This is a genomic window from Caballeronia sordidicola (assembly GCF_001544455.2).
Classification (GTDB): Bacteria; Pseudomonadota; Gammaproteobacteria; order Burkholderiales; family Burkholderiaceae; genus Caballeronia; species Caballeronia sordidicola.
The window spans coordinates 674,285-691,627 of record NZ_FCOC02000002.1 but is presented as its reverse complement, the minus strand read 5'-3'; the positions used below and the strand labels follow the sequence as shown (position 1 = coordinate 691,627).

12 protein-coding genes are annotated in these 17,343 nt (G+C 56.4%); 5 read left to right on the top strand and 7 right to left on the bottom strand.

What is annotated here, in order from left to right; genetic code table 11:
- Nucleotides 1-7 precede the first annotated feature (7 nt).
- Complete coding sequence (locus AWB64_RS06305) at nucleotides 8-1,045, bottom strand: ABC transporter substrate-binding protein (RefSeq protein WP_341845194.1); 1,038 nt, start codon at nucleotides 1,043-1,045, stop codon at nucleotides 8-10.
- Nucleotides 1,046-1,180: 135 nt separating this feature from the next.
- Between AWB64_RS06305 and AWB64_RS06300 the strand changes: the two genes are divergently transcribed.
- Nucleotides 1,181-2,083, top strand: a complete 903-nt coding sequence (locus AWB64_RS06300; protein WP_060817803.1) for a LysR substrate-binding domain-containing protein — start codon at nucleotides 1,181-1,183, stop codon at nucleotides 2,081-2,083.
- A gap of 31 nt (nucleotides 2,084-2,114) precedes the next feature.
- Here AWB64_RS06300 and AWB64_RS06295 read toward each other — a convergent pair whose 3' ends face one another.
- Genes AWB64_RS06295 through AWB64_RS06280 form a run of 4 tightly spaced genes read right to left on the bottom strand, consistent with a single transcriptional unit; the run spans nucleotide 2,115 to nucleotide 7,639 of the window.
- Nucleotides 2,115-3,065: a DUF979 domain-containing protein gene (locus AWB64_RS06295; RefSeq protein ID WP_060817720.1), complete on the bottom strand. Its 951-nt coding sequence runs from the start codon at nucleotides 3,063-3,065 to the stop codon at nucleotides 2,115-2,117.
- A complete protein-coding gene (locus AWB64_RS06290; protein WP_060817719.1) occupies nucleotides 3,062-3,820 on the bottom strand; it encodes a DUF969 domain-containing protein in 759 nt (252 codons plus the stop codon). The genes AWB64_RS06295 and AWB64_RS06290 overlap by 4 nt, the downstream gene beginning before the upstream one ends.
- Nucleotides 3,821-3,845: 25 nt before the next feature.
- Nucleotides 3,846-5,588 carry a hydantoinase B/oxoprolinase family protein gene (locus AWB64_RS06285; RefSeq protein ID WP_060817802.1) on the bottom strand — a complete coding sequence of 581 codons (1,743 nt, stop codon included), beginning with the start codon at nucleotides 5,586-5,588 and terminating at the stop codon, nucleotides 3,846-3,848.
- Between the two features lie 11 nt (nucleotides 5,589-5,599).
- Nucleotides 5,600-7,639, bottom strand: coding sequence for a hydantoinase/oxoprolinase family protein (locus tag AWB64_RS06280; RefSeq protein ID WP_060817718.1), 2,040 nt, complete (start codon nucleotides 7,637-7,639; stop codon nucleotides 5,600-5,602).
- Nucleotides 7,640-7,887: 248 nt separating this feature from the next.
- On the opposite strand from AWB64_RS06280, the gene AWB64_RS06275 reads away from it, so the two are divergent.
- Nucleotides 7,888-8,793, top strand: a complete 906-nt coding sequence (locus tag AWB64_RS06275) for a LysR family transcriptional regulator (RefSeq protein WP_060817717.1) — start codon at nucleotides 7,888-7,890, stop codon at nucleotides 8,791-8,793.
- 130 nt (nucleotides 8,794-8,923) lie between these two features.
- Here AWB64_RS06275 and AWB64_RS06270 read toward each other — a convergent pair whose 3' ends face one another.
- A complete protein-coding gene (locus AWB64_RS06270) occupies nucleotides 8,924-10,063 on the bottom strand; it encodes a porin (protein ID WP_060817716.1) in 1,140 nt (379 codons plus the stop codon).
- 863 nt (nucleotides 10,064-10,926) lie between these two features.
- On the opposite strand from AWB64_RS06270, the gene AWB64_RS06265 reads away from it, so the two are divergent.
- Both AWB64_RS06265 and AWB64_RS06255 read left to right on the top strand, forming a co-directional pair.
- Nucleotides 10,927-11,226: a hypothetical protein gene (locus tag AWB64_RS06265; RefSeq protein ID WP_060817715.1), complete on the top strand. Its 300-nt coding sequence runs from the start codon at nucleotides 10,927-10,929 to the stop codon at nucleotides 11,224-11,226.
- Between the two features lie 266 nt (nucleotides 11,227-11,492).
- Nucleotides 11,493-12,989, top strand: coding sequence for a hypothetical protein (locus tag AWB64_RS06255; RefSeq protein WP_157766594.1), 1,497 nt, complete (start codon nucleotides 11,493-11,495; stop codon nucleotides 12,987-12,989).
- 994 nt (nucleotides 12,990-13,983) lie between these two features.
- Here the strand turns inward: AWB64_RS06255 and AWB64_RS06250 are convergent.
- Entirely contained in the window at nucleotides 13,984-14,988 is a 1,005-nt protein-coding gene (locus tag AWB64_RS06250) for a hypothetical protein (protein WP_060817712.1), read from the bottom strand.
- Nucleotides 14,989-16,208: 1,220 nt separating this feature from the next.
- Here AWB64_RS06250 and AWB64_RS06240 point away from each other — a divergent pair.
- Nucleotides 16,209-17,171 (top strand): SOS response-associated peptidase family protein, encoded by a 963-nt coding sequence (locus tag AWB64_RS06240; protein WP_060817710.1) that lies wholly within the window; start codon nucleotides 16,209-16,211, stop codon nucleotides 17,169-17,171.
- The last annotated feature ends 172 nt before the right edge of the window (nucleotides 17,172-17,343 follow it).

Genomic DNA, 17,343 nt, shown 5'->3' with positions numbered 1-17,343 from the left:
CCTCCTATTAGCGCTCGACCGAACGATTCCAGCGCGCTGTCCATTCAGCACGTTTGGCATTCACGACGTCGTAGTTGGGCGTAATTAGCGCTTTGACCTTGTCCGGTCCAGCAACCACCTTTGCTGCGAGTGCGGGAGGCAGCGTTACCGTCTTGTTCACCGGGCCCCAACCGGAGACGGTCGCGAAGTTTGTCTGTGCATCAGGGGATACGAGAAACTGCACGAAGCGTTGTGCGAGCGCTGGTTGCGGTGCTCCTGCAACCGGGCAGGCTGCGCTCATCAGCGCAATTGCCCCTTCCTTCGGATAAACGAACGCTACTGGAGCACCCTGATTTATTACGTCCTGAACGCGTCCATTCCCCCAAACACCAAGAGCGGCTTCACCGGTTTGCAGCATCTGCGCCATATTTCCCGGCGACGGCTCCCATGCGAGAACATTGGGGCTGACTTTCTTGCTGAGAGCCTGAAACCCTGGTTCAACGTTCGTTTCGCTGCCGCCATTGATTCGCGCCATCATCAGCAACGTCAGAAGGCCGTATCCGTTGCTGATTGGGGGAATGACGACCTTGCCACGATACTTCGGGTCAGCGAGGTCATTCCACGAGGTCGGCGGGGCCCAACCGTTCTTGGCAAAGACATCCTTGTTGTACACAAGGCCCGTGGCAAGCATTCCGATGCCAATAGAACGGTCGCCGGCCATCTTGGCGAGCGGATAGAGGTCCTTCACGGTCCCTGCCTGTTCCACAGGCGCGCAAAGGCCTTGGCTAACGGCCTGGTACATCGGGCCATCGTCAATCACCGCTACGGAGAGTTCTTGACGCCCTTTCTGGGCAGCAAGCTTCGCGAGGGTGTCCGTCGAGTTTCCAGCGACGTAGACCACCTTCACACCAGCCTCTTTCTTTTCAAACTCGGGGATGAGCTTTTCTTTGAACAGCTTCTCTGTCGAACCGCCGTACCCTCCGACGTACATCGTCGTGTCAGCGTTGGCATTGCTCAAAAGCGCGCCGAGGGCAAGAGCACTTATAAATTTAAGATATGTATTCACTGGCTTGTCCTTGGGCGAATTCGAGGGATAACCCTCATATGGGGTATGGAAATGGTTTGTATGGATGAATCGTAGTAGACACAAAAAATGAAGAATATGTAAAACTGAGCGTCTGCATATGCCGAGATGTTATATATGAGAAACGCACCGAATCTTCGCCACATCGAGGCGTTCCGGGCCGTGATGCTTACCGGCACGGTCGTGGGCGCGGCCAGTCTGATGAACGTGACGCAGCCGGCAGTCAGCCGGACCATCGCCCTTCTGGAGCTGCAACTTGGCTTCAAGTTATTTGAGAGAAGGGGGCGGCGACTTTATCCGACCGCGGAGGCACAGACGCTCTATCGCGAGGTCGAAAGGCTTTATATCGGCGCAGAGCGAATTGGGCAGGCTGCGCAGGACATCCGATTTCAGCGAGCGGGGGCCGTGCGAGTGGCAACTCTCCCGGCACTTTCGCTAACGGTCGTCCCACGAGCATTGAGCATGCTGTTGCGGTCGCGGCCATCGGTCACCGCAACGGTCCAGAGCCTTCCGTCGCGGCAGATTGCCGAGCTGGTATCAACGGGTCAATATGACGTGGGCATCGTCGAGCTTCCAGTGTCTCGAGCCTCAGTTATTGTTGAACCTCTTCCGTCGGGAAGTTCGGTCGTAGTCATGCCTCGCGGACATCGGTTGGCATCGCAGAAAAGCGTCAGCTTTGAGGATTTGCACGAAGAGCGGATGGTGCTGCTGTCACAACACAGCTATGTCCGTTATCAGATTGATGAGGCGCTATCGAAAGCGAACGCTTTCCCTAACGTCATCGCAGAAACACCAAGCTCGCTCATCGCAGCAGCGCTTGTCGCTCAAGGACTCGGCATCTCCATCGTGTCAGGATGGACCGCCGAGATTTTTGCTCACGGCAATATCGTTACAAGACCGCTCAACGGCGAACTTGCTTCCCGCTTTGCCGTCATCTTCCCGGAATCGGTCGCCGTTTCTTCGCTGGCGAGGGCGCTCGCCACCGAAGTAGCAAACGCCCTTTCGCACCATGACGGGTGACCTGCGAACGCAAGCACCCGTAAATTCTCTGCTACATCATGTAGTACATGACCACAGAATTGGCGATGAGAACAAAAAGGGCAGTCGGAGCCTGTGCCTTTATCACGCCGTACCGGTCAGGCAGCTCCAGTAACGCGGACGGGATGAGGTTAAAGTGAGCGGCCATTGGCGTCACAAGCACGCCAGCGTAGGCGGAGAACATGCCGAGCGCGGCAATCACTGCAGGGTTCCCGTGGAAAACATTGATTAGCACGGGGATGCCAATGCCACCTGCCATGAGCGGAAAAGAAGCGAATCCGCCGCCCATGATTGCCGAAAAGACAGCCATCCCGAAGCAATAAACGACTACCGCCATCCAGCGTACGTCCACCGGCGCATACGCCTCGGCGAGCGTCGCGATGGCCTTGCCAACGCCCGTGTGCTGGAACATGGCACCGAGCATCGCGAGCATTTGCGGGAGCACCAGCGTCCAGCCGATAACGTCGGTGAGCTCTCGCGATTGACGCAAACCTTGAGTGACGGTCTCGCGAGTCAGCCAGCAGGCGAGCCCAAGCGCCACTACGCAACTAAGGCCGAGCGCTGTGAGCGTTACGTTCTTTGGGTCGAAGACAGACAACGAGCCAATTTTCGCGTGGTCAAGGAAGACCGAACAAATCAGCGTGATAGCGGGAATGGCAAGCGCTGGAATCAGTAGTTTCGAACCCAGCCGGCTAACGGACGCATCCCGCGCTGCCTGCGACAGACGTCGAGGCTGCCCATGACGCAGTCCTCCACATGCGGCAATTGCCGTCATCACCAAGACCAGGGACCCGGCCACGACCGGTGGTAGTTGGTCTCCTACAACAAACATCGCGCCAAGGACCGCCCAAAAGATGGAAGCCCAGAGACGGCGTGGATGCTGCCTGTCGAACGCAATCATGATTGCTGCCGCAAGCAACAAGGCACCGACGAGCCAGTACAGATATTGAGTTTTGATTATCACGACCGGTTGTCTCCGAGTGTCTGCGCTGGTGCCGCTTTATCGGTGGCAGGCGCGCTGCTTACTCCAAGCTGTTTGCTGTTGTGATTGGACAGCCAGTTATCCAATCGGTACAAGCGAAACGAATGGAAGAAAAATACGAGGACGGCTGTTGGAATGCCTGCGACAGCGATATGCAATGGACTCACCTCGATGCCGGCACCGCGCAGGAAGTTTTCCATGAACAACACCACGCCAAAGGCGACAAAAACGTCTTCGCCGAAGAACAGGCCGATGTTGTCGGCCGAGGCAGCGAACGCCCGAACTCGATAGCGAGCATCACCAATGTCACCGTGACGTTCCTCTGCCAGTCCTTCTGCCATGGGCGCGATAAGCGGCCGGACCATCTGCGCGTGCCCGCCGAGGCTGACCAGGCCAAGCGCGGCAGAGAGTTCACGAACAAAGAGGTACAGAACAAGCAAGCGTCCCGCAGTTGCCGCCCGGATACGAACAATCGCGCGCTGAACAAATTCACGCAATCCGTGACGTTCCAACAGCCCGATTACTGGAAGCGGAAGCAACGTAATCAGAGGCAGGTTGCGTGCTTTGATGAAGCCAGTGCCAAGCTGCGCCAGGATGTCGTGCGGGGACATCTTGGCGGCAAAGCCTGTTGCCACGGCACCAAAAGTCACAACCAACATCGGATTGAAGCGACAAACGAATCCGAGCGCGACAACCACCACGCCAATAAGCGGCCAATAATCGACTGGGGTGCTCATGTTCTGTTCCTCCCTGAAAGATGGCCTAGACGCGTGCCGACTTGGAGTTCATATCGGGAGTGACGCCGTAGTCAGCCAGTGAGGCGTCCCGCGACACTTTTCCGTCCAATACATCGCTTTCCAGGTCAGCCGGCCGCCGCTCTTGCGGTGCGCCGTAACCTCCGCCGCCACACGTCTCCATGCGGATACTTTCCCCCTGCATCAGGCGGATAGCACTGGGCTTGGATGCCAATACAGCTTCCTCGCCATTCGGAGCGAACTTGATAAGCCGCGCACGGCGACCGTTGTGACCACCATCGACGCCTTCCGGCACACCAACCAGATGGCTGTCCGAACGGGCGGAGAACATCAGACCTTCCGCGAGCGCGGTAATTTGGCGCGCAATGCCCAATCCGCCACGCGTACGGCCCGCACCGCCCGAATCCTTAATCAGCGCGTACTCCGTCACCTGCAACGGATACTCGTTCTCCATCGCTTCTACCGGCAGGTTCGAAGAGTTGGTCATGTGCACGTGTACGCCGTCCATCCCGTCGCCATCGAGGCGCGCGCCAGCGCCGCCACCGATGCTTTCCAGATAAACAAACTCGCCGGGACGGCTGCCGAGTTGACCCGAGAACACGATGACCGGGCAAACGTCATTGCAGGCACCCATCACGCGCTCGGGCGGCAACACTCCGCGGAAAGCACCAAAGATTGCGCCAGCCACTTTCTGCGCAGTAATCGACCGGGCGCCCACTGCAGCCGGCGGGCGCGGATTCACGATGGTGCCAAGCGGCGCATCGATAGTGATGGTTTCGAAGAGACCAGCATTCGGCGGGAGCTCGGGGTCCAGAAGTGCCTTAACAGCGTAGTAGACACACGCGTTCAATGCGCTCTCAGGCAAGTTCATGGCGCCACGCGCTTCGGGTCCAGAGCCTTCAAAGTCAAAGTGCAGACGTGTTCCCGTCACGGTAGCCTTCACGCGAATGGCTACTGGCTCGCCACCGCCCAGGCCGTCGTCGTCAAGCCAGTTCTCGAAAGAGTAGCTGCCTTGTTTGAGTTGGGAGATGCGATTCTCGAGGCGCTGACGTGTGTAACGAATCACATCGTCGACTGCCTTAATCACTCGCGGAAGTCCCATCTGTCCGATGAGCTGTTCGACTGCATCGACGCCGCGCTGGTTCGACGCAATCTGCACGCGCAAATCGAGGTTGCGTTCTTCCGGGTCTCGCGTGTTGCTGCAAATCAGCTGCAGAACTTCCTCGACGACCTTGCCGTCTATTGCAATGCGCGTAGCGGGAATGCGAATGCCTTCTTCGAAAACGGTGCGAGCGCTCCCTGAGATTGAGCCAGGCACGCTGCCGCCCACGTCCGAGTGGTGCGCCACGTTTGCCGCAAAGAACACCAGCTTGTTCTCGTGAAAGATGGGCGTGACGATGCTGATGTCAGGCAGGTGGCTGCCCTTTGCGAGATACGGGTCGTTGCAGATGAAGACATCGCCCGGAGCGATGACCGCTTCGGGGAAGCGCGTGAGAACAGCTTCGATGGCGCCGTTCAAAGAGCCCAGATGCAGCGGGATTTGCGTTCCTTGAGCAACCAGGCGGCCGCTCGCGTCAAACAGCCCTACGGAACAATCCTTGCGCTCCTTGATGTTCGTTGAGAAGGACGCCCGCACGAGCGTGTTGTTCATGTCTTCAGTAATCGACAGAAGCCGATTCATGAACACTTCCATCTCAATCGGGTCGTGCAGTTTCGCTTCGTCTCGGGAAGCAATTGTGGAGTTTGTCATGATGAAATCGCTCACGAAAGTCGGATGATGAGGTTGCCGAAATCATCGACAACAAGGCTATGCGCCGGCCCAATTACGGTTGTTGAGCTCATCTCTTCGATGACGGCAGGGCCTTCGATGCGGGCACCACTGCCAAGGCGAGCCCGGTCGTAGACTGGCGTTTCCTTCCAGCCGTGCGCGGCACCGTGGAAGACAGAGCGCTCACCGGTCTGCGCTGCGTCCGCTGCTCCTGCAGGCACCCGGCCCAGCGAGGCTTTCGGCACCTGACCGACTGCCTTCATTCGGCAGTTGATTACTTCAATCTCGCGACCCGCGACGTTGTAACCATACTCGCGCATGTGTGCCGCGGCGAATTGCTCGACAAAAGTATCGAAATCCGCTTCGCCGACAGTGGTCATCGCGACCTGAACTTCGAAGTTTTGACCGACATAGCGAGCGTCTACTACGCGATGCACTTCCCGACGCTCCTCCGAAACACGTTCGGATTCGAACCATGCCGCAGCGTCCTGGTCCAGCAATTTGAAGCTTTGGCAGACTTTCGCCCAGCTCTCTTTCGAGACCAGTTCAATCTGGCTGCGAACGAAGTCAAACGATACGTCTGTGAGCAGGATGCCACGCGCGCACATCGTGCCCGGCTCTTGCGGAACGATGACAACCGGGATGCCGCATTCTTCGGCGACGTCCAGCGCGTGCAACGGACCAGCTCCACCGTATGCATACAGCGCAAAGTCCGACAGCGCGTAGCCGCGCTCGGTCGAAACGGAGCGGATGGCGCGGCTCATGTTTGCGTTGGCGATGCGGAGCACGCCCTCGGCGGCCTCTTCGAGCGAAAGTCCGAGCGGACCACCGATTTTCTCGTTGAGTACCCGGCATGCGCCTTCGTAGTCAACCTTCATACGGCCATTTAGGAGCGTGACCGGATTCAGGCGCTTCAGTGCGACTTCAGCGTCGGTAATCGTCGGCTCGACACCACCGCGCGAGTATGCGACCGGACCGGGAACGGCGCCCGCGCTATGCGGACCGACCTTGAGCGAGCCTGCGTCGTCACGCCATGCGATGCTCCCACCGCCCGCGCCGATAACATGGATATCGACCATCGGCGTGCGCACCGGATAACCTGCAACCTGGCGGCTCGATGTGAACAACGGCTCGCCGTCGTACACAAGCGAGACATCGGTACTGGTGCCGCCGACATCGAAGGTCACGAGATTTGGGAAGCCGATTGCGCGGCCTACGACTGCGGCGCCAACTACACCAGCAGCGGGCCCTGAAAGGCAGGTGCGCACCGGATAATCGCGCACCGTCTTCATCGACATCAAACCGCCGTTTGAATGAATCGTGAACGGCTCGTCCTGGATGCCGAGTTCATCCATGCGTGACACGAAGCGGTCCAGATAACGCGCCATCTTCGGGCCGACAGCAGCGTTGAGAACAGTGGTGGACAGGCGTTCGAATTCACGAAACTCGGGCAGCACATCGCTCGAGAGGCTCAGGTAGACGTCACCCATCACCTCGCGGACAATCTCGCCCGCGCGACGCTCATGCTCCGGATTGCGATAGGCATGAAGGAAGCACACCGTCACTGCTTCAAGCCCAGCGTCTTTGAACGACACAGCTGCAGCGCGGACCGCATCTTCGTCGAGAGGGGTCTGCACGTTGCCCTTGGCGTCGATTCGCTCGGCCACTTCTACGCGATGGCGTCGCGGCACAATCGGGGCAGGCTTACCAACGCCGTAATCGTAAAGATGAGGGCGCACCTGGCGACCAATTTCAAGAACGTCGCGGAATCCCTGCGTCGTAATCAGTCCAGTCGGAGCACCCTTACGTTCGATGACAAGGTTCGTCGCGACGGTCGTCCCATGTCCGATGTGAGCGACTTCCGACGGCGCGATTTTGTGCATATCCAGCAAGCCAGCGATACCGTTGCCGATAGCCTCGGACGGGTCGTGCGGCGTGGACGGTACCTTGTGGAACGAAACCTTCTGGTCGGCCTCGTTGACGAGTGTGAAGTCGGTGAACGTGCCACCGACATCGATTCCGATTCGATACATGAAAATGTGTCCCTAATAGGCCGGCGGGACCGGCACCTTTTTACAGAACTCCGCGGGCGGAGGGCAGCGGATTTATGGAAAACCCGCGTTTCCCAGATACTTCTGGGCCAAAATATGATTCTCGACTTCCTTGCATCGGCAGCAGACCTTTGTTGCCAATGTGTGACCGTCAAGTCAATCGTAGACAGTCATTTTTTTGGCGTCGAATAAGGGCCTGTTATGTCTCAATCAATCACATTGATAGCTCGATGAAACCCGCGGACCTTAACCTTCTGCTTCACCTGGATGCGCTTGTAACGTGTCGCAACTTATCGCGCGCCGCAACCCAGATGGGCGTTACACAGCCGGCCATGAGTGCAGCACTTAGTCGATTGCGCCGGCTCTTTAACGACCCGCTGTTGATAACGGGTCAAGGGGCTGTCGAGGTGACGGACCGCGCTCTGGAATTACACCGTGAATTTGGTCCGCTGCTAGAAACGTGGAGGCGGGTGACAGCGCCAAGGGATATCTTCGACGCGGAAACTCCCCACACTTTCACCTTGTACGCGAGCGACTATCTGCAGTTCGCCTGGATTCCCAAACTGGTATCAGCACTCGACCGCGAAACGCCCGCAGTAAGGCTGCGTGTCGTGACCGCGCGACCGAATCATGGTCTGGCAATGCTGGCGTCAAATCACGCCGAATTCGTGGCTGGCTACTATCCGACTCCATCCGATGACCTTCGGGCTCGTCCGCTATTTGAGGAGCCGGTTCTTTCGTTGGTGCGTCGCGACCACCCCTGCCTGCGTGAAGAATGGACCATTGATACCTGGCTCGCCTATCGACACATCGACCTTGCGGCGCACACGAGGAACTATAGTGAAAGGCTCGATTTGCAGCTTCAGGACATGAAGCGCAAACGCGTTATCGGGCTAACACTAGCAAGCTACCTCGCTGCGCCATTCACTGTTGCTGAAACAGACTTCATTGCGACCGTACCGAAGAGCGTCGCAATGCATTTCTCGAAGCACCTTGATGTGGTTGCTCTGGAGCCGCCTATCGAACTTCCCTCGGTGAAGATGTCTCTTTACTGGCATGAGCGGTATCAAACTGACCCTGCGCATGCCTGGTTGAGACACTTCTTCTTTAACCGGCATCAAATCTTGAGCGCGTAAATCTGCCCTTGACCGGGCACGTTTCAACCGACAGTGCGAAGCCCTGACAATAAGAACACGGCTTCGCAAACCGCCCGCTTTTTCGGCAAGGCGGATTGAAGGGAATGGTCCTCACAGTTGGGGCATGACATTAAAAACTATGACGAATGCCCAATCTCACTGCCACCTGATTGTCGGTCGATGATGCCGTTATATTCGTGTTTGCGGCGACTGCAGGGGCGCCCAGCGAGTTCTTTCCGGTCGCGTGCTGCCAGGCGCCGATTGCGTAGAGGAACGTGCGCTTGGAGAGATTGTATGTAGCGCCGAGGTTGACCTGCCCATATCGTGCATCGTTCGCCCACGTGTAAGCGTATGCGGTCGCCAATTGCAGAGCTGGCGTCAGGTTGTACGTGTAATCACCCTCAAGGGTATTGAAGTGCGCACTACCACCGAGCGGCGTAGTCGTTGTCTTGACCGCGTCCTGCAATTGCGTGCTGGTAAATAGAACGCTGACATTTGAGTTGCCAAGCTTATAGTTCGCGGCTGCACCCGAAATCTGGATAGCGTCCGCCGTCGCATAGCCCCGGTAAATTGGCGAAGACACTGGGTTCGTGTACGCGGCACCTGCCACAGGCAAGCTGGTCGCTCCCCAGACAGCCGTCGCCGGATTGTTGACTTTCAGGTACGCTGCCGCCATGGTCAGCGGGCCGTTGCCGTACGTGAGCGACACGTTCACCGCCTGATTGCGGCCCATCGAACCGGCGACGTTTCCGAATGAATAGGCAACGCCAAGCCGGGCGCCGTAGAGAGTCGGCGAAAGATACTTCACCGTGTTGTTCAGGTTGAAGTCGCCCCAGGTGTTGTCGACATCCCCGGCATGGGCACCCAAGCCTCCACCGAATTTTCCTGACGCAGCGAACGGAACGAGGCTCTCGAAGAGCAAGTCGTACTGGCGACCCAATCGAACCTCACCGTATTTGTCGCTGCCGAGTCCAACGTAACCTTGTCGGCCAAACAGCGCGCCGTTATTGCCGAGTGCCCCGTTGTTCAGGTTGAAGCCATTCTCCAGTTTGAAGAAGGCGTGCAATCCTCCGCCCAAGTCCTCGGTTCCAGTCATCCCCCATTTGCTGCTGCCGCGGCCACCTTGCGAAAGCGCCCAAGACGACGCGCCCGCCTGATTGTTCGTGTACTGAATGCCATCGTCAACGACACCGTACAGGGTGACGGAGCTTTGTGCGTATGACAGGTTCGCCGCCAAGCAGCCAATGGCCATCCCAATTACTTTCTTCATTTTATGCCTCTCCGCCATCCCACATTTAGATAATTAGCACAACTTGATAATGTTCTTGCTTTCTTCTTTGGTTTTCCGCTGGTGGAACACCATTTGGAGTCAGGTGCGTGTCGTGTTTTCATCGGAAGCCGTTTTGCGTTTGGCGAGCGGCGTCCGGTGAAACGGATACTAAGACATGACTATTTTGCGTCCATGAAGCTGTCATAAATACTGGTATCAATCGGATTTATAGTCCTCGCCGTTCTTGCGGCGGTGACCGCGGCAATCCGCCTTCTACGAGCCTGTTGCGATAAGCCCGTCTAGCCCGCTAAGCAAGGCGGAGCGCCCTGTCCGAGCGATGAGTAGCAGTCTGAAGTCATTGCTCGGACATAACGTGTTCGCATGTGCTGCAGGCGATTTTTTATAAGGCGACGTTAAGAGAGGCATCGAGCCGTTGTGTCGGCCTCGTTTCTCCGGATAGCTAACACGACAGATTCATATTCCATCAATAGAGTCGCGCCTCGAATTTTCAACTCCACAAGAGGATTCATGACTCCCCGCTTTAACTCTATCGCGCTCGCTGCGCTACCCGTCTGATGCCGCTGGTGAGCGAGGTGTCGCAGGTACGTTGATGATTGAGGCTACGAAGTAGCTTGAACGCCGAGGGATAGCACCCTCTGACTGCTTGCGACGGGGTGCTTTGCGCCCCGTCTTATTTTGAACGGGTCATAAATGTCAGCGCGCCCATCGGTGACTTGAGCTGGTGACAGCTACATCGCGAGCGGTGCTTTTAATACGGGCGACGTCGGTCAACAAGAATCGCGTAGGCCGATGCCATATTCTTCGTCTCCGGATTCGACCACTGCTCCACATGCTCCGCCTTGATGACCAATCGCATCGCCGACCATGAAGTCGCCTTCGGCAAGCTTCCACGGGCCTGGCATACTGTCAGCGACCTGGTAATGAACGGTATCTCCGGGTTGATAGACCCCAATGCCGATGTCTTTGGTGTCCAGATACCCCGCACACTCGCCCAACTGTTGATGGACCGACTCTCCTTCCTGAATGAGAACAGCCGCTATGACCGGCCCCCGCCTCGGCCAAAGCTTGTCTTCAGCGAGACCAACGGGGGTGCATCTGCACTCGGCGCGGCACTCACGCCATTGCGACACTTCTTCTTTTAGTCGCTAGAGCTTGCCGGCTCGACCTACGCGTTCCACAGGCCGGACGCCACGCACACTACTTCCGGAGGACCCCCGCGGTCATTGCTTCCCTTCTATGCTCTCCTCCTCTGCAAATCCAATCCTGAATGACCCGGCAACGGAGCGTCCCGTTGCATAATGCACAACGCCAAAGGTCCCTTCAAAGCAACGCACGGCACGGCGCAATGCTGTCATCGACGGGGGACCGCACAATACCAACTTGAAAGACCGTCCGAGTCGCTCAGTACATGCCGAACGTCGTTGAATATATCGAGCCTTTCTCGACGAGCGTCCCGCTCGATTTCACGCTCACCGCTGGACCGTTCCGAGCACAGTTCTGTGCCGTGACGACACCCGGAACAGCAACGCCAGTCACGTCCAAACTGCCGGACCCCGCCACGCTACATGGATACATAGCTTTGCTCGCCGCTGCACTCGACAGCGGATACGGAGCGAATGCGGCACCGATGCCGGCCATGCCTGTTGCGGACCGAGTTTCGCTGTACCAGCATCTGTGGCGCCAGCTAGACTTGGCGCTGTCCTTGATTAAGTCGGGGACAGGGGGAATATCGGTCCTCCAGCCGTTTGCTCCTGAGCTGGAGAAGTCCGCAAAATCCGCTCTTTCATACTTGCTAGGCACTTTGTACGCCCGCGTCGCAACAGGTCTTTGGGGGCAAGAAAACAGGTGGGGAAAAGTCGGCGCATTCTGGCACTACGGCGTGCTCTCCAGTCATGCCGTCAATTTCAAGGTCACGAGCGCGAGCAAGGCACTCAACCCGGACTTTTTAGTACGGTTTGATGGTCGAGTCAGCCATTGGGCCTGCATCGAAACCAAAGGGTCACTCGGAGACCAGAACAACGAAGTCCTGAAATCGGGCTTGCATCAAGCAGGCAAGCTTAAAAGAGTTGAATGGCTTGATGCAGGCTCACTAACCACTGTCAACGCAGTTCCGGCTGAGCAAGCGTGCGTGATGACCTATTTTGCGCCGCCGGATAACACGTTAGAGGTTCTTTTGATGGACCCGCCCGCGGGTGAGGTGGAAGCCACGCCGTCTGACTTTGATGCACCGTTGCTTTTTAAGGAAGCAGGTGACTTCCTCTGCTGGACTCAAGCGTTGGAACAGTTTGAAGGCATCGCGCGCCTGACCGACGAGACCGAATTCGGCATGTCGGCTGGTAGATTCGACTGGGCACCCGTGCCAGGCAGAAAGGACGTTTGGGTGGGAGTTTCGATACTCATGCGTCAGAACCATGAAAAGCTAACTTGGGCAATATCACTGCTCGAGTGGCTGGTGCCTGTGCTTAGCCGCTGGAGAGACAGGCCGGACGTCAAGCCTCGGACTATCAATCGACGCTTGTCTGAGATGGCCCGTTACGCAAGCGAGCGGGCGAATCCCGGCAATAGGGTTGACATCGATGGGAGCTTTGAAATGTGGGCTGCTTTGGCCTCACGGCTCAAGGAGATGAAGCACGGAAACAAGGAATTCATCTCGTGGCTGACGCTTCTTGGTGATATCTGGTCCTGCAAACTCTTCTCGGGTGGCTCAGAACGAATTCAGACGAACCAGGAGGTTCAATCACTCGGCGACCTGTGGAGCACGGTCGACTCTGCGGTCCGCGTTGAGGGCTCCTATTTTGAACTTTCGAACGTCATTGACTGGGAAACAATGACTGCGTACCCATTCGAACACACAGCCTACGGTTTGATAATTGTCGGCTTTGCGCCAGACAATGACGACGCATAGAAGGTTCCGTGGCGGCTTAACCTGCGTCACTGGTCAAGTCACTTCTGACGTATCAATCGCACTCTCGAAGGGCAGCCTTCGGAGGAGCGGTGGCTACCGTAAGTGTCGCTGTTTGCTGGCACGCGTTCACCGCGGCCCGCCGCCGGGCGCCGGATGAAGGGGCAAGCATAATCGGCTGATTCGGCGATGCGCTGCCGGCGCCATAAATTCTAAAACGGTCGCTCGCAAAAAGTTAAAGCCCCGTTCGTTAGATGTCTTTTTAACATCTTCGTCCACTCAAAAAGCTCTTTCAGACACAAAATCCATGCAGTGGATGGGCGTCTTTTTGCCGTCCGATTTTGCCGTCCGATGGGCCTAGCCTCACGTATCAACCCAGGCTCGTGCCCACGACACGCCCACGGCTCGTGTTTCCTTATCGGTATCGCAGGTTGCGAGTACGCCAGAACCTTCGATAGATTTTCTGCCATACGTGATGGTGGTGCTTGCGTCAAAGCGTCCGTCCCGTGGGATGGCATACCCCCACACCTCACACTCTTTATAGAAATTGGGTTCCATCTTCCCTGCGTGCCAAAAACTGCTGACTGGAGTCGCGCGCGCTTTAAGCAACGCGGAGCGCATGCGGATTTTTAGTGTGGACGACATTAAGTATAGTAGTGAGCCTGGAGCTCTAACTGACGTCAGTCGACGATTTTAGCCGTGTCTTCAAACAGATAGACACGTTGGCGAAGAACCAACCTTCGCTCCGGACCGACTCGACAAATCGAAGTAGCTTCAGGCCATCGAAACGGTGAGCCTGCGAGGTCGGAGACCGGAAAACCGAAGAGGTGCTATCGTGAATTCGCCGTGCATGGCGCCCATCTTCCGGCGTTGCTCGCAACACAGGCTTTCCTGCGTCGCAACTGCTGGGAAATCTCACCGTATACAAGGTAGTCGAAAGAGCCTGAATCGAATACAACGACAGAAAACTCAGCCTCATGTCGGTTGCAATGTACCGTCAGTGGGCATCAAGAAGAATACGGTTCCGCAAGAGCAACTGTTCCGAAAGAGTCTTACGCTCATTCGGTGAAACGGCAACAGGAGATTCCTTTCCAGTCACCTTACATATGTTGACAAGATGGTTTTCGCCTTGACAGTAAATAAACTCGGTATCGCTGCTAATAGGTTTTCCGCCGACCTTACCCGATTTCGGCAAAAGGTCCCAAGGCCACACCTGATAAGTTACAGTTAAAGTGTTGGTCTCGGTATTTGTATGCTCGAGGCCTATCCCATAGTCCGCCACGACGACAGTTGCTTTAAAGCCGTAATCCGTTGTGGTATCGAGCTCAAGGGTGAACGTATGGTCCGTAACCTTTTTTGAAATCGGCGCAGCTGTAAGACATGGTAGCTTCCCAAGAAAGGCCCCTTTTTTAGTTTCCTGGTGCTTCTTCGACGTCACATCCAATGCATTCTTGAGTCGTTCAATCGTCACGGCTATCGGAGACGGAGCCTTGTTCAAGATGTCCATATTTGACTTTGTGAATATACTTTGGTCTTGCGCGAGCTCAGGAAGAATAGTTTGTGTGTAGATGAGATGTTGATTGGCTTTTGTCTCCTTTGACCCAGTGGGTTTAGGTATTGTTATAAAGCCACCTGCCGCGTTCCCGGTTCCATCCGCTTTCCAGTTTCGGTCAGTTGTAGTCAAGACATCCAATTTGACCGACGTGAGAATGAATACGTCACCTCCGTTACCACATTCATATTCGTCATTTTTCTGTCTCGAATTAGACTCGAAAATTTTGGCATCTGCTATTTGATACGATTGAAACACGGCAATTTGCCGCTTGATATCAAGCAGATAATCTTGCAATGTTACTTGCTCAATCTTGGGCTCATCGGCTGTTGTCTGTGATTTGAACAAGCTGCAACCTGCCAACGCCAAAATGGTAGCGATTGGCACTGCACGGCAAGCGGCTTGATAGCCAAACGATGCTACATGCGCGAGTACAGTCTGTCTTCTCATATTGAGTTACCTCAGACCAGATGCATTGTAGGCGTGACGCTTGACTCGACTATCAAGCAGCGAGTTCAATTCTTTGACATTTTCTACGAAGAAGCAAGCACTGCCCTCTATCCTGCCCAACTTCTTTGCGCCTGACTTCATCTCGAGCCGACATCAAGAAAGTTCTTGAACAGACCCTCACGCAGGACCACATCGTCGAATATATCGTCTTAACAAATCGCGATTTATTTCGAATCACGGCCCGCCCGGCCCCTATTGTTTATTTGGCTTCACTGACTAGGTCACCCAGCGCTGTCACGCGAGCCTCCGGGTTGAGGATGGCCTGTCGGGGCGCTCACTGAAATCCTTTCTCGAGCCACCGATTCCGGCGAAATCCGGCTGCTCGAGCCAGCACTTGCATCCCTCGAAAAGCCCATCGTGCTGGTCGACCCGCCCAGCCAGCCCAATGGTCAGGGTCTGGCTTACTCGGGTGTGCCGGTAAGCCAGCTTTTGTTGCTACGGGCAAGGCGAGTCAGTGACCAGTTGTGAAGGGCCGAACAGGCCTTGAAGGCGGGAACCTGCGGCGCCGTGCTGCTATGGCAGTCCCATGCTCGAGCAGATGCGCGCCAAAGGCTGCGGCTGGCCGCGCGCACGAGCAGCTCGCTGTTCTTCGACGTTGTTAGCCGGTAAACGACTGAATTGCCGTTACATCTCCGTGTCGCATCAGCTCCCGGCTGTCCGTTTGCTGCGAACAGGATTTATGTCGGGCAACGTCAGCGGCCTTCAGCCCGCACAACGCCATCTTTTTCAGAAAAATCATGTGGTCGCAGATGCACCCTCTAGACTGCCATTAGAGCGCTCTGTTCATTGGGCTCGCATAGGACGAACCGCAGGAGGCGGAGATGGAATCAGCGAGAGACTATTCGTTGTCGCGAGATGCGGCACAGCAGAGAATTGACGACCAGTGCTCCATGGCAATCTCAACGTGCTTCGGGATGATGGACGCCGCTGAATCTATTGGTGTCACCAATGAGTTGCACGCGACGCTGGATGCGCTGCTCCGTATCCTTGCTGCCTCAAGCCTGTCGGCAAATCGGCCAATACAAGGTGTGCGACACTGAAGAGGCAGGCGTTGGCTTCCAGTCGTCGCAGTCGATGCGTGCAGGCACAAGGCACCGCCCGCGCGGCAATACGTGGTGGCATCGTCAAGCCCGTCCTTTTGTTCGACCAAAGAGGTGACCATGTGCTACTCAGCTCAAATAAAAGCGGACTACCAGCGATTTGTGCGCATGTTCGGCGCGACGATGGACATTCACGAGTTCACCCGCCTGTTCTTTGAACGCGCCGAAGGCATCAGCAAGGCGAAAATCCCCAAAGCAATGGAGGCCGCGTTCGCGTCACCGCAGAACAATACTGAACGGGAAATCGAGACGCTCATCGCCCGGTTTAACGCGGAGCAAGCGACAAAGCTCGAGCAAGAGCTCTTCAAGCAAAGGAAGAGGCTGGCTGACGCTGAGCGCACGCTGCTGACAAAGACGACGAAAGCAGCCACTGAAAGCAAGCGAATCTCGACCGACAAAATTGATGCGACCATGCGCCGGCTCGCTGACCTTGAGCGCACTGAGCTCAAGGCGCGTGACTCGCGTATCTTTCCGGGCAGCTACGCTCCACTGCTGGTCATGGAGGATGGCAAGCGCATTGTGAAACCGATGCGATACCAATGCCGCATTGCTGGCAAGCCAGCATCCTATGACGTCAAATATCCGGGCACCTACAACGCGCGGCGCGATAACCTTACCGGATTCTGGAAGCCGTGTTTTGGATACACGCACGGGGTGATGCTTGTCGATGTCTTCTATGAAAATGTGAGCAAGGCCAAGTTTGAAGGCACGCTCTCCGAGACACACGACCGAGACGAGAACATTGTTCTCGAATTTCGTCCGAGCAGTGGCGAGCTGATGCACGTTGCGTGCCTCTGGTCGCGATGGTCCGCGCACGGCGAACCGGATTTGCTTTCCTTCGCGGCAATCACCGACGAACCGCCGACAGAGGTTGCAGCGGCCGGCCACGACCGCTGCATCATTCCAATCAAACCAGAAAACATCGACGCCTGGCTGAATCCAGACCCGAAAAACCTCCAAGCGATGTACGCGATTCTTGATGACCGTGACCGCCCGTATTACGAGCATCGGCTGGCCGCGTGACTTCCCACATTAAGCTGGAAACCGGCCGGACATTTGCGGCGTTGCTCTTCCGTCTGTAACCCCGAGGCAGCTGCGAAAGTCGAGCGTTGCTCAGTGGAAGTTGGTCACAGTTATGCAACGCCGCCAAGGCAGTCGAAAGGCATACAATTATTACGTCTTGAGCAGGCTGAAC

Coding starts and splice junctions, on each gene's coding strand:
- AWB64_RS06290 (WP_060817719.1), bottom strand. CDS start 3,820: ATGAGCACCCCAGTCGATTATTGGCCGCTTATTGGCGTGGTGGTTGTC.
- AWB64_RS06255 (WP_157766594.1), top strand. CDS start 11,493: ATGCCGAACGTCGTTGAATATATCGAGCCTTTCTCGACGAGCGTCCCG.
- AWB64_RS06300 (WP_060817803.1), top strand. CDS start 1,181: ATGAGAAACGCACCGAATCTTCGCCACATCGAGGCGTTCCGGGCCGTG.
- AWB64_RS06285 (WP_060817802.1), bottom strand. CDS start 5,588: ATGACAAACTCCACAATTGCTTCCCGAGACGAAGCGAAACTGCACGAC.
- AWB64_RS06240 (WP_060817710.1), top strand. CDS start 16,209: ATGTGCTACTCAGCTCAAATAAAAGCGGACTACCAGCGATTTGTGCGC.
- AWB64_RS06280 (WP_060817718.1), bottom strand. CDS start 7,639: ATGTATCGAATCGGAATCGATGTCGGTGGCACGTTCACCGACTTCACA.
- AWB64_RS06270 (WP_060817716.1), bottom strand. CDS start 10,063: ATGAAGAAAGTAATTGGGATGGCCATTGGCTGCTTGGCGGCGAACCTG.
- AWB64_RS06265 (WP_060817715.1), top strand. CDS start 10,927: ATGACCAATCGCATCGCCGACCATGAAGTCGCCTTCGGCAAGCTTCCA.
- AWB64_RS06250 (WP_060817712.1), bottom strand. CDS start 14,988: ATGAGAAGACAGACTGTACTCGCGCATGTAGCATCGTTTGGCTATCAA.
- AWB64_RS06275 (WP_060817717.1), top strand. CDS start 7,888: ATGAAACCCGCGGACCTTAACCTTCTGCTTCACCTGGATGCGCTTGTA.